The organism is Armatimonadota bacterium, from assembly GCA_035527535.1.
Lineage (GTDB): Bacteria > Armatimonadota > Hebobacteria.
The window spans coordinates 1-12,713 of the sequence record DATLAK010000076.1; the positions used below are offsets into that span (position 1 = coordinate 1).

Here is a 12,713-nt window from a genome sequence, read left to right on the forward strand (position 1 = left end):
CAGTTGGAGGCACAAGTGCGACGCGGCATCCGGCGGGTGCGGCGCACAGACGACCTGGCTTTCGCTTTCCTCAAACACTCTGGACTCTATCCTGAACTATATAAGGTATTATGCGAGACTCAATAGTTCTTCATTTTCGCACGAATCAAGGAAGCTTGCCTGGCCGTGCAGCATTCTGGGCTGCCATCATAGGGACTATCGCCTTTGGCTTTTACATTCGCTACCTCCTGAAGCGGCAAGGCTGGCAAGCATCGCTACGTCCCTACTTGGCACAGGAACAGGCGTGGAATGGTAAGTTGCCAGGGTGGGTGCGAATCGTGCCGCCGGGCAGATCGGTTTTGGCGTACTTTCGACTCTTCTTCGTTGGTGTTTATGCATTCTTGATTATAGTCTCCTGCTCTCAGCCGGATGCCTCAGTACGTCCCCGATATGTGCCCACTCGTGCGTCGCTGCCCCTTCGCCCAAGCGACGGAGCACACAGTACCGCACACTCGAATCAGCCAAGGGCCAGGACACTAGCACCGCGGAATCAAAGGGGGGAGGCCGTGCCGTAGCCTAGCATTTCCGTGACACACGACCTGATTTCGCCCGTCCTGAATTGCGGCGTTTCTCCAGTGCTGGCATACTTCTTGCTGCCACTATTGAGCGAGGCGTCCTTTTGTCGCTGTGATACATCACAGCCGGGGGCGGCTGTGCCACATGATGTCCATCGCAATCTCCCGTCTGAGGATTCCCTCGTTGTCCACGCTTGCCGTAGTCGCCGCCGGCGCGTGGCTCTACGCTCCTGTGGCGGCGGAAATGGTGCAGGCGTGGCGCACCCAGGATAACGCCTCGCACGGGTTCCTGATCCTCCCCATCGCCGGGTATCTGGTATGGCTCGACCGCGCGAGGATCGCACGGGCGTACCGCGGCGGGGCCACCGCCGCAGGCCTGGCGTGGGCGGGGGTGGCGCTGGTCATGTACCTCGGCGGGCGCTGGATGGAGGTCGAGTTCCTGCCGCCGCTGTCGCTGGTGCTGATGATCGGCGCGCAGGTGCTCTACTTTGGCGGCTGGGGGGTGCTGCGGGCCTCGGCGTTCCCCTGCGCGTTCCTGCTGTTCATGGTGCCGTGGCCGGACCTCCTGGTCGAGTTCCTGAGCTTCCCCATGCAGTTGCTGTCCGCCAAGTACGCCGCGATGCTGATCGGGCTGTTCGGCATCCCCGTGACGCGCGCCGGCGTTGACCTCCACCTGGCGAGCTACACCTTTAGCGTCGGCGCGCCCTGCAGCGGGATGAAGACGCTGGTGGCGCTGTTGGCACTGGCGGCGCTGATCGCCCACCTCGCACGCGGGCCGCGGTGGAAGCGGACGGTGTTGTTCGCGTGCGGCGTTCCGGCGGCGCTGCTCGCCAACGTCGTGCGCATCGTCATCATCCTGCTCATCGCCACCCTCGTCAGCGCCCGGGCGGCGGAGGGCTTCTTCCATGGCGCCTCGGGGATGCTGGTGTTCGTGATCGCGCTGGCGGGGCTGCTGGCGACGGGCCGCGCCATGGGCCTGGGTGGGGTGCTCGGCGGGGCGGGCGCGGAGAAGTCGGATGCGGCCACCGGATAGACGAGCGATAGCGATGCTGGGGCTGCTACTGGCTGCGCAGGCGGCGGCCTGGGCAACGCGCCCGGTGGCGCGGCCGCCGAGCCCGGTGGTGGTCGAGCGGGTGCCGCTGCGCATCGGCGAATGGCGCGGGCGCGACCTCGGCCCGCTCGAACGCGGGACGCTCGAGATGCTGCAGCCGGATGACTACCTCAACCGGGAGTACGTCAGCGCCCACGGGCTGCCGGCGTACCTGGCGGTGATCTACGGCCACCGCAAGACCACTTTCCATTCGCCCGGATTCTGCCTGCTGGGCGGCGGGTGGAATATCGTCGAGAAATCCCGTTTGCAGCTCGCCACCGCGGGCCGCAGCCGCATCGAGGTCAACCGGTTTCTGCTCGTACGCGGTGATCAGCAGGCGGTGGTGCTCTACTACTACCTGCAGGGCAAACGGTCGAGCGCCAGTTGGGTCACGCATCAGCTCTACCTGGTGATGGATCGCGCGCGTCAGCGGTCATCGGCGGGTGCGCTCGTGCGCCTGACCGTGCCCGTGGTCAGCGATGCCGCGACCGCCACCGGGCAAGGCGCGGACCTGCTCGCCCGTCTCGCCCCCCATGTGGGCGAAGCCATTCGTCCCTAGCTCGCGGGACCATCATCAGGGAGGCTGCGACGTGTCCAACCAGCAAGCGGTACCACCACCGGCAGGCGAGCGCCGGAAGCAATCGCGGCTCGCCGGCGGGGACGAGGTCGTGCCCCGGCGCGCCGATGCGATCGAGGCGTGGAGCCGCACCGTCGTCGTGCACCTGCTGTGGATCGGCGCCGGCGCGGCCGCCCTCGCCCTGCAGTTCGTGCGCGGCTTCCGCGGCCTCTACCTCAGCGACGCCATGGACCTGGCCCAGATCGGCAGGCACCTGGCGGCGGGCGACGGATACGTCACCTCGCTGCTGCGGCCAGCGGCGATCGGCCTGTCCCATCGCCTGCCGGCGCCAGAGCTCTTCCATGCGCCGCTGCACCCGCTCATCCTCGGCCTGGTCTTCATCATCTTGCCCGAGACCGACCTGGTGGTGGCGGCGGTATCGGCGTTCTTCTTCGCGGCGACCTTGCCCCTGGTTTACCTGCTGGGGGCCAAGCTGTTTGACCGCGCGACCGGCGTGCTGGCGGCCGTCCTGTTTGCGCTGAGCGTGAGCGCACTGGGCTACGCGGTGTCCGGCCTCCACGTCACGCTGTGGGCGTTCTTGCTTACGCTCGTCGTCTATCTGCTCTACACCAACCCGGGCTCGCGGCGGCGCAGCCTGGCGGCCGGAGCGGTGCTGGGCCTGTGCTGGCTGACCGAGTATCTCACCATAGCCCTGGTCGTTCCCGCGCTGATCGGCGCATACTACATGCAGCCCGAGCGTCGGCGGCGCCATCTGGCGTGGTTCGCGGTGGGGCTGGTGGTGGTGATGGCGCCGTGGTGGGTGCGCAACCTCCGCGTCGCCGGCGATCCTTTTTTCACCCTCGAGCGCTATCAACTGGTCATGTTCACCAGCGCCCACCCCGGATACCAGTTGCTCAGAAGCGCCGACCCCTCCGCGCTGAAGCTGCCGGCGCTCGTGCTCGACAGCGCGCGGCCGCTGGTCAAGAAAACGATCCTGGGCCTGGCGTCGGCCTATCGCATCCTACCGCCGTTGGTAGGTCTCTACGTGGTGGCCTTCTTCGTCATCGCCATGATGCGCCGGCTGGGGGCGCCGCGGCCGGACCTGGCGCGCAAGACGGTGTTCATGCTGACCGCCTTCATGGTGGCGATCGGCGCGCTGCACAATCCCACCGCCGAGACGTTCTTCGTGCTGGTGCCACTGATAACGGTGCTCTGCGCGGGGTACTTCCTCGCGCTGGTGCGCGAGTGGATCGGCACCAGTCGGGGGCGTTCGGTGGCGGTGGTGCTGTTTGCGGCGCTGGCGGCGTATCCCGCCCTCGTCTCGTGGGCGACGCCGCAGCCGAAGGCGCTGCCCAGCCGCGCCAATCTCAACTACCTGCGGGGGCTGGTTGGAAAACACGCGGTCGTGGTCAGTGATGCCCCGTGGGCGGTGGCGTGGCACGCCCGGCGCTTGGCGGTGTGGCTGCCACTTGCAGGTGAGGACTTCGAGGCGGTGCAGAAGAGCATCGGCGTTGACGCGATTTACTTCTCGACCCTGCTGAGCTCCTACCCTGCGTCCGAGCAGCCGCTGCTGTGGCAGCGGCTCTATGCCGGGCGCACCCCGCCGCCCGGCTTCGAGGTTGCGGCGACGCTGCCGCCGGGGGAACTGGTGCTGCTGAAGGAGGAAGCCGCTGCCGGGGGGCGGGTCGGGCCGCCAGAGCCAGCGGGCAGCGACCGGCCTTGAGGCAGGCGCCAGGCCGAAAAAATGTGCACCGTACCTACAGTACTAGCCCTTCTGGGCACGGTTCTTGCTGGTATTGCAGTCGGCACTCGTTGTGCACAATCAAGCAAGGGCAAAGATGGTCCTTCCGGGGAGGCTGAAATGAGAGGAATGCTGATGGTGGCGCTGCTGGTCGTCGCGCTGGCCCTGTGCGTGACTGCCGCCGGCGCCGATCCGTGGCCGGACTACTACAGCCAGACGACGACGGTCGACTATGTGACGGTGGTGCCGGTGTTCGATGCGGGGAGCGATACCTGGACCTATCAACTGGGCGTGATTCCGGGCGCGACCGATCCGGTGTACGGAGCGCTTGATCCCACCTACGGCGGGGTCAAGGCGCTGGTGGTGTACCAGCTCGGGGTTGGCACCGCCCAGGAGCCGAACTACTACGCCGGGGAGCCCAACCCGCCGTACACGACGCGCCCCGGCTGGGACATCAACGGCGGCTGGGAAACCCATCCGGCGTCAGGTGGCAATCCGGGCTGGGGAGCGTTCGGCTGGCGGGGGAGCAGCCCGGATTCGTACGTTAATCCAGGCGAAACCGACAGCACCAACTTCTGGGCGCATTGGTCGGGCACGCCGGCCGCCGACGATTTCGTCTATCTGGTGCACGTGGCGATCGACTCCTCTCCGGGCGCGACATCTCCGCAGACCTTCTGGGCGCGCATCGGGGAGCCCATTCCCGAACCCGCCTCGCTGGTGCTGCTGGGCGTGGGCGGCGCCGGCCTGTTGGGTCTGCGGCGCCGCCGCAAGTAGAGACCGCCCGGCGCCCCAATCGCGGGGGGGCTTGCTCCCGCCCGCTGATGGACGATTTACGAGCCCGGCATCACCTGCCGGGCTCGTGCCTTTTCATCGGCCCTGCGCTCCTTGGGTTCCTCTCGGCCGCCGCCGTCAAATGTGGAATAATACCTACGGATCGAATGCCGGGGAAGACCCGGCACGGAGGTTTCCCTCGACCGTAGATAACTGATCCACTACTGCTGGATGATAAAGGCAAACCCTTCGTGAGGAGGGGACGCAAAACCACGGGACTCACCGAGTCAGCCGGGTTGCCAAACAGCGAACCACGGGACCGTCGCAAATTATCGTAGTGTCCTAGCTGCCTCTGGCGATTGGCTGCCAGAGGCAGCTTTCATAGCACCAACTCAAGCAGCATCAATACATCAGCACCTCCTTTACCGGCAGTATGGAGACGGCAAGCGCGAGTCGGGCGGTTGCGCCCGGGGGACGCTCAGCCGTCCGCTCAGCGGGGGAACCGGAACGGACACCCCAGGAGGTGACTGAGATGCGTTGGCTGAACGCCGCGAGCCCTGGAGCAGTCGGGCTGGCGGCCTTGTGTTTGGTTCTATCCGTCGCGGCCGCACCCCCCGCCCACGCCCAGGGCACGGCCGCCGGCACCGTCATCCAGAATACGGCCAGCCTCAACTTCAATGATGCTGGCGGCCAGCCGCAGCCGACGGTAGACTCCAGCGCCGCCACGACCACGGTCAGCCACGTCGCCGCCGTCCAAGTGGCGCCGGCGACCGGCGCCAAGGACGGCCAGAGCGGCGAGGTCCTCTACTACGCCGCGACCGTGACCAACAAGGGCAACGGCCCTGACACCTTCTCGCTGACGGCGGCCTCCGCCAGCAGTCCCGCGTGGACCGTCGCCATCTACAAGGACGACGGCGCGGGCGGCGGTACCGCCAATGACGGCGTGCACCAGTCCGGGGAGACGAATCTCGCGTCCACCACCGGCAGCATCGCCGCCGAGGCCGCCTTCAAGTGCTTCGTCGCGGCAACAGTGCCCGCGGGCGCCGCGGGCGGAACGGTTGACTCCACAACCTTCAGCGCCACCTCCCAGTTCGACGCCGGCAAGCAGGCGTCCGCCGTGTTCTCGACCACGGTCAAGGCCGCCGCCATGAGCCTGACCAAGGCCGTGGACAAGGCACAGGCTGCGCCGGGCGAGACGATTCGCTACACCATCACCTACAGCAACGGCGGCGACGCCGCGGCCACCAGCGTGGTCCTGACCGACACCGTACCGTCCGCCGTGACCTACGTCGCCAACAGCGTCAAGGTCAACGGCGCCGCCAAGACCGACGCCGCCGACGGCGACAACGTCACGGTCGCCGCGGGCGTGTTAACCGTGAGTCTCGGCAGCGTGGCTGCCGGCGCTAGCGGGACTATCACCTTCGACGCTACCGTCAAGTAGCAGAGCGACTGGCAAGCTGGCAAGCATCCCGGGGCCCGGCTCCGTGCAGGGCCCCGGGATAGATACCCCAGGTTTGGGATCTCGCATGACAGGCTGGCGATACTCGCAGGACGCAGGCAGCAAACCCCGCCCCAGCGGCGGATGGTGGGTCGCGATTGCCGCCCTGCTGCTGGTGGTGGAGGTATCGCTTCCCACCGGACGTGCGCGAGCGGCGACGACCATCGTCAATACCGCCGCCCTCGGCTACGATCTCGCCGACGGGCGTCACACGCTGCTGTCGAATGCCGCGGCTACGGACGTCACCAGCGGGCACTCGATCAAGGGCGTGGTCAAGGACGAAAACGGCGTGCCGGTGCGCAGCGCGCGCGTGGACGCCAAGAGCAAGAACGCGACCAAAGCGGACGCGGTCACCGCCACCACGGTGACTGACATCGCCGGGACTTATGCGTTGGCCGGTCTCGCCGCCGGGACCTACGATGTCTATATCACCGCCGACGGCCGCGTCCCCGAGGTGCTGCCGGGGATCACGGTGGGCCCCGATACGCCCGCCGTCGCGCTCGAGACGCGGGCGCCGGCGGCGGAATCGTGGCCGCGCGGGCTGTACATGGCAGCGCTTCCGTTCAGCTTCGCCAGCCCCGACCTCGGCGCGGCGTTGGGGCGCGCCTCGGGCCTCAAGGCCGCGCGGTGGGTGCCCGACAAGACGGGCGGCCGCTACGTCTACTACGGCCAGGACGCGGCCTTCCCCGCAACCGCGCCCGGTTTGGGCTATTGGATACAGGTCGGGCCCGGGGACGTCCTCGGAGTCGCCCAGCCCGGCACCCCGCTTGACGAGAGACGGCCCTACGCCGTGCCCCTGACGGCGGGGTGGAACATGGTGGGCAACCCGTTCTGCGCCGACCTCGAGTGGGCGGGGGTGGAGGTGCGCGCCAACGGCCAGACGGTGTCGCTGGAGACGGCGGCGCAGAACAACTGGGTGCGGCCCTATGCGTGGACCTACGACCCCGCCGCGGGCGAATACGTCCTGATGGACGCGGCATATCCGGGGGCGCGCAGAACCCTGCCCGTGTGGCAGGCGTGCTGGGTGCGGGCGCTGGTTAACTGCGACCTGATGATTGCGCCGCCCGGCGCCGCCGCGAAGAGCGCCACGGCGGCGACGCGCAGCGTTCAGCCGGCGCCGGCGTGGAGCCTGCAGTTGGTCGCGCGCGTCGGCGAGATGCGGGACAGCTTCAACTACATGGGGGTGGACGCCAACGCCGCCTCCTGCGACGGCCGAGGTAAGCTGCAGACCCCGCCGCGGCTGTCGCCCTACGTTGATCTGAGCTTCGGCGACGGGCGGGCCGCCGCCGCGGACCTGGCGACCGATTTCAGGCCGCCGGCGGCAGGCCGCGCGGAGTGGGATTTCGTGGTGCGCTCGGACCTGGCTGACGCCCGCGCCGAGATCACCTGGCCGGACCTGTCCGAGGTGCCCGACCGCTACCGCATCACCCTGGTGGACGTTGACGCCCAACGGCGGCAGTACATGCGGACGACCGGCTCCTACGTCTTCAATACCGGCGCCGGCGGCGGCGAGCGCCACTTCAAGATCGAGGTTGACCCCACGCCGTGGGCGCGACTCCAGGTGGGCAACCTGCAGCAGATGGTGGGGCGAGCGGCAGGCGCGACCGTAGCTTACGATGTTTCGAGCCCGGCGGCGGTGGACATCGAGATTCGCACCCTGGCGGGACAGTCGGTCAAGGTGCTGGCGCGCGGGGCCAGGGCCGCGGCCGGCACCAACATGATTACCTGGGACGGCACGGACTCTTCCGGACGCATGATGGCCAACGGCCCCTACCTGTGCGCGATCTCGGCGGTGACCGAGGAGGGGCAGGCGGTCAAGGGCATGCGGACGATCATTCTCAAGCGTTAAGGGGCGTTGCAGCGTGAGGGGCTGGCGAGGAAAGATCGAGCATCACCGCGCGCGGTCGGCGCTGGCGGCCATCGCTTGCGCCGCGGCGGCGCTGGCGCTGCCCGGCTGCGGGGGTGGGGGAGGAGTTACCCCCGCCACCGCCGTCGTGCAGGGGTATGTGCGCGAGATGACCTCCGACCGCGCCGTGCAGGGCGCGACGGTCGCCATCGCCGCGATCGGAACCACCACCGACGCGCAGGGGCGTTTTCAACTGGCGGGCGTGCCCACCGGCGCCCGCACCATAACCGTCGAAGCGGCCGGCTACTCGGTCCACACCGAGATCCTGAACATCGCCGCCGGCGTCACGACCCTACCCGACATCCTCCTCGCCGACAGCCCGCCGCCGCCCCCGGTTCCATAGGTAAACGGCATTGCGAGTTGCGCGGGCGCAAGTGAGGGCTGGCGGCAGGGCGCGAGGCCTGCTGGGGTTGGCGTTGGCGGTTGCGGCGTTGATGGTCAGCGCGCGGCCGCTGTGCGCGGCCGACGTACGCCTGGGGCCGGCGTCGCTGTCCGTTATCGGCCAGGACTCGCTGACCTTCCGCAAGGAGAGCGTCTCCGGCTCCGAGGCCAATCGCAGCGCCTACCGCTGGGACAACTACTCGCAGTCCGCCGGCTTCGAGCATCGCACCGACCTCACCATCCACGGCGAGCTCTTGCCCGACCTGCGGGTGGACGCGGCGATCGCCAGCGGCCCCTTCAGCGCCGGTCACCAGCGGCTGACCTTCACCTTCGACGGCAGCGACGCCGCCGTCGTCGTCGGCGACCTGACGGTGGCCTTCGACCAGACCCTGCTCGCCGGCTTTCGCCGCAGCCTGCGCGGCATCCAGGTCGAGAGCAAGCTCCCGCGCGGAGCGCTCAACCTGGTCGCCTCGCAGTGCGAACCACTGCTGCGCACAGACACGCTCTACGGCGGCAATTCGCCCGGCCCCTACTACCTGGCCGCCAGCCCGGTGGTGGACGCCTCCGAAGTCATAGAGATTGACGGCCGCCCCATGCGGCGCGGCAGCGACTACAGCATTGACTACCAGGTGGGACTGCTGCAGTTCTCGCCCGCCCTCATCATTCCGCCCACATCGCGCATCGTCGTCAGCTACGAGTACGACGCCCCAGGCAGTCTGTCCGGCACGCTGATCGGGCTGCGCGCGGCATACCCGGTCGCGCCGGCGCTGAGAATCGGCGCGACCTATCTTACCCTGCAGCGTCGAGGCGTCGGTGACCCTGCCTCCGCGCAGCGCGAAGACCGCTGGCTCGGCGCCAATTCGCCAGGTCCGTTCACCTTGAGCCACCGGCCCATCGAGCCGGGCAGTGAGCGGGTGCGCCTGGACGGAATACTGCAGGTATCCGGGCGCGACTACCACATTGACTATGCGACCGGCGCGATCATGTTCCTGGGGCCGGTGCCGGTGGGAGTTTCGATCATCGTCAGCTACCGCGTGTCCGGCGCCGCGCCGACCGCCACCCCTGACCGGTCATTGGTCGCGCTCGATGCCCACTACACCGCGGCGGGCTTGGCGCTCGATGCGGAGCTGGCGCAGAGCGCGGGCGCGCCCGGCTCCTCGGGCGCGGCGGTGGCGTTGGGCGCTCGTGGCCAGTGGGATCGCCTGACGCTGGCGGCCAACGTGCGCAGCTCCGGGGCCGGCTTCGCGCCCTTTGAGTCCGCCGGCCTCAAGCAGAGCTGCAGCGGCTATGACTGGCAGTTGGGCTTCGAGCCAGCCGCCGGGCTCCACCTCTCCGCCGGCATGCGCGACCAGCGCCGGCCCTACTGCCAGGCGACCGACGCGTCGGGCCCGCTGGTGCGCGATCGCAGCCGGGAGCTCAGCCTCGATTTCCGGCGCGCAGGGTGGCCGTCGCTGTCGTACGCCGGATCATGGAGCGTCCTCGACGCCGCCCAATCGGTGCACGAGAACAGTGGCAACCAACTGCTGACGCTGGGCTATGAGCGCGAGGTGTACGGCATCAAGGCCGCCTATCGCCGCAACTCCTACGGACGCCAGGGCGAGCAGCCCGCGTCTGCGCAGCCGGCCCTGGCCGACGGCCTCTCGTCCCTCGCCCCGGGTGACTGGGCCCTGCCCTATGCGGGCAGCGGCACGGGCGCCGCCCTCAGCTTCTGGTACCGACCGGGCTCCGCGCTGAACGTCACCTGTGATCTCGCCCGCAGCGCCATCAACATCAACGACGGCGGCCGCAGCAGCGCCGACAGCCGGCGCCTGGCTGTTGAGTACGCCCCGGCGGCGAACACCTCGATCAGTGTCGGCTATCGCACAAGCTCAACCGGCGAGACCCTGGCCGCCGACGGCCGGCGCCTGCCTGGCTCGACCAATCGCAGCCAGCTGCTGAGCATCCGGCACAGTCTCAGGCCCGACCTGTCGCTCAGCCTCGCCTACGACACCCAGATGAGCCAAGGCGGATACGGCACCGACACCGACAGCGGCGCCGTGAGCCTGGGCATGTGGTGGCAGCCCGCCGCGTCCTTCGCGCTCATCGGGCAGTTCACGCGGCAGGATCTCGCCTACCTTGGGGCCGGTGGCAGGTGCTCCAACAACATCACTTCGTTGGGGGCGACGATGGGGCCGTTCGGCCCCGGGGTCAAGCTCGATCTGAGCTACAGCCGCATGAGCGGCTCCACCAGCGGCGACTTCGGCGCGGGGTATGACGCGCAGTCGGCAGGTCTCGCCGCGTCTACCGGTGACGATGCTGTGGCCGCCGCCGTGCTGGGCATTCGCGGCACGGCCAATTCGAGCATGCGCGCCCGGCTGAGCTGCGCCCTCGGCGGCAGCCACGAGGCGTACGCCGAGTGGGAAATGAGCCGCAATTCCGGCCACTCCGGCGCAAGCGCCAGGCGCGCCGTTGCCCTGGGGTGGGAAGTGGCCCTGGCGCACGCCCTCAGCTTCACGCTTGACTGGCGGCGGACCGCCGGCATTTCGGCGGATCCCCGATACAGTTACCGCGCGCAGACCATCAGCGGTCGGCTCGGGCTCAAGTTCTGACCTCAACGAGACATCACGCCGCCGCGCGCGGCTGTCCCCGGTGGAACCTCCCCGGGCGCGGTCTCGCGCGCTGCCCTGCACATCGCCGCCAGGAGTCAGGGCCGTCGGCGGCGTAGTGTACGTGCCATGGGCGCCAGGGTCTCCTGGCGGCCGCAGCGACAGGAGGTGTGATAGTGGCTGGCAAGGTGCGCTACGAGGAGATGTTGCCGCACGAGATCGTGGAGGCGAGGAGCGCGTGCCCGGTGGTGTACGTGGCCCTGGGCGGGGTGGAGTGGCACGGCGAACATAACTGCGTGGGGCTGGACACGGTGAAGATCCACGCGCTGGCGATGAAGTGCGCGCAGGCGCACGGTGGGCTGGTAATGCCGCCGCTGTTCTTCGGCGAACCGCGCGAGAGCCACCTGATGGAGACGCTCAAGCACTACCATGGGCCGCTCCTGGAGAAGATGGTCCTGCCCGCGGAGAACTTCGCGCCGGGGTACATGTTCGCCTCGATCCTGGAGGAGCACGAGCGCTACGTGCGCCTGCTCGTACACGTGCTGTTTCAGATGCAGAGCCTGGGGTTCCGGGCGATTGTGCTCATGGCCGGGCACTATCCGCTGCTCAAGCACGCTCGCGCGGCGGTGGAGCTATACAGCCTGGACGGCGAGTCGCGGGCGTGGGCGTGCACGGGCTACGAGCTGGTGCGGGATGAGATCCCCGACGCGGGCGATCACGCGGCGGCATGGGAGACCTCGCTGATGTTGGCGCTGCGGCCCGACCTGGTGGATTTGAGCCGCCTGCCCGCGGGGGATGACCCCAAGGACCTGATTGGCGTCGTCGGACGCGACCCGCGCAAGTTCGCCTCTGCGGAGTACGGTCGGCAAGGCGTCGAGGCCATCGTGCGGCGCGTCGGCGAAAAGGTGCGGGAGCTGCTGGCATAGGACGGGAGCCGGGAGCGGCGACTAAGCGGGTGCCAAGTGGGATGTGTCCCTCGCAGGAGACGCGGCGACAGAGGACTTGACACCTTTGAGGCCGAACAAACAGTAACGCTTCGCGCCCCGGCAGCAGCTTCGGCCACGCCAGAGGCGTGCGAGTCTCGCAGGGACAACGCACCATTGAGGAGACGCGCATGGAATTCACGGTTATCCTGGAAGAGGGCGAGGGTGGCTACATCATCGCCAGTTGTCCATCGCTCCCCGGCTGCCACACCCAGGGTAAGACGGAAGCGGAAGCGCTCGCCAACATCCGCGAGGCTATCGTCGCCTGCCTGCTTACCATGAATGACCGGGCGCGCCGCGAGGCGGAGAAGAGCAAGAAGCGTCGCTCCGTCGAGGTGCTAGTGTGAGGCCCGAGGCGCACAAGTAGTGGCCCGGCTACCAGTCATCTCCGGCGACGAGGCCATCAGGGCGTTCGAGAAAGCTGGCTGGGTAAGGCGGCGGCAGGTGGGCAGCCATGTTGCGCTCGACAAGGAAGGCGAAGGCGCGACTCTCGCGGTGCCGAGGCACCGCGAATTGGACAAGGGTCTGCTGCGCCGTCTCATCAGGGACGCAGGTCTGAGCATAGACGGGTTTGTCGCGCTGCTGGGGAGAAGAACGGTGCGCTGAGGCGTAGGCCGCCGTCACCCTCGCGCCGCGCGGCGATGTGGA

Annotated in this window: 11 protein-coding genes and 1 riboswitch; all 11 genes read left to right on the forward strand. The window is 68.4% G+C overall.

The genetic code is table 11. From position 1 onward, the window contains the following. The first annotated feature begins 699 nt into the window (after positions 1–699). The 11 genes from VM221_05130 to VM221_05180 all read left to right on the forward strand — a co-directional run bounded on the left by VM221_05130 (position 700) and on the right by VM221_05180 (position 12,671). Positions 700–1,587 (forward strand): exosortase/archaeosortase family protein, encoded by an 888-nt coding sequence (locus VM221_05130; protein HUT74206.1) that lies wholly within the window; start codon positions 700–702, stop codon positions 1,585–1,587. Next, positions 1,571–2,203 (forward strand): EpsI family protein, encoded by a 633-nt coding sequence (locus VM221_05135; GenBank protein HUT74207.1) that lies wholly within the window; start codon positions 1,571–1,573, stop codon positions 2,201–2,203. Before VM221_05130 ends, VM221_05135 begins: the two co-directional genes overlap by 17 nt. A gap of 31 nt (positions 2,204–2,234) precedes the next feature. Next, complete coding sequence (locus tag VM221_05140) at positions 2,235–3,923, forward strand: glycosyltransferase family 39 protein (GenBank protein ID HUT74208.1); 1,689 nt, start codon at positions 2,235–2,237, stop codon at positions 3,921–3,923. A 138-nt stretch (positions 3,924–4,061) separates the two neighbouring features. Continuing rightward, a complete protein-coding gene (locus VM221_05145; GenBank protein ID HUT74209.1) occupies positions 4,062–4,715 on the forward strand; it encodes a PEP-CTERM sorting domain-containing protein in 654 nt (217 codons plus the stop codon). Positions 4,716–4,941: 226 nt separating this feature from the next. Further along, a riboswitch (cyclic di-GMP riboswitch) is annotated at positions 4,942–5,016 on the forward strand. A gap of 228 nt (positions 5,017–5,244) precedes the next feature. Next, a complete protein-coding gene (locus VM221_05150; GenBank protein HUT74210.1) occupies positions 5,245–6,153 on the forward strand; it encodes a DUF11 domain-containing protein in 909 nt (302 codons plus the stop codon). Positions 6,154–6,238: 85 nt separating this feature from the next. Continuing rightward, positions 6,239–8,059: a carboxypeptidase regulatory-like domain-containing protein gene (locus tag VM221_05155; GenBank protein HUT74211.1), complete on the forward strand. Its 1,821-nt coding sequence runs from the start codon at positions 6,239–6,241 to the stop codon at positions 8,057–8,059. 13 nt (positions 8,060–8,072) lie between these two features. After that, positions 8,073–8,459: a carboxypeptidase regulatory-like domain-containing protein gene (locus VM221_05160; GenBank protein HUT74212.1), complete on the forward strand. Its 387-nt coding sequence runs from the start codon at positions 8,073–8,075 to the stop codon at positions 8,457–8,459. Between the two features lie 10 nt (positions 8,460–8,469). Next, on the forward strand, positions 8,470–11,085 hold the full coding sequence (locus tag VM221_05165) for a hypothetical protein (protein ID HUT74213.1): 2,616 nt from the start codon (positions 8,470–8,472) through the stop codon (positions 11,083–11,085). Between the two features lie 173 nt (positions 11,086–11,258). Continuing rightward, entirely contained in the window at positions 11,259–12,008 is a 750-nt protein-coding gene (locus VM221_05170) for a creatininase family protein (GenBank protein ID HUT74214.1), read from the forward strand. Positions 12,009–12,196: 188 nt separating this feature from the next. Beyond that, positions 12,197–12,412 carry a type II toxin-antitoxin system HicB family antitoxin gene (locus tag VM221_05175; GenBank protein HUT74215.1) on the forward strand — a complete coding sequence of 72 codons (216 nt, stop codon included), beginning with the start codon at positions 12,197–12,199 and terminating at the stop codon, positions 12,410–12,412. 19 nt (positions 12,413–12,431) lie between these two features. Further along, positions 12,432–12,671, forward strand: coding sequence for a type II toxin-antitoxin system HicA family toxin (locus VM221_05180; protein HUT74216.1), 240 nt, complete (start codon positions 12,432–12,434; stop codon positions 12,669–12,671). The last annotated feature ends 42 nt before the right edge of the window (positions 12,672–12,713 follow it).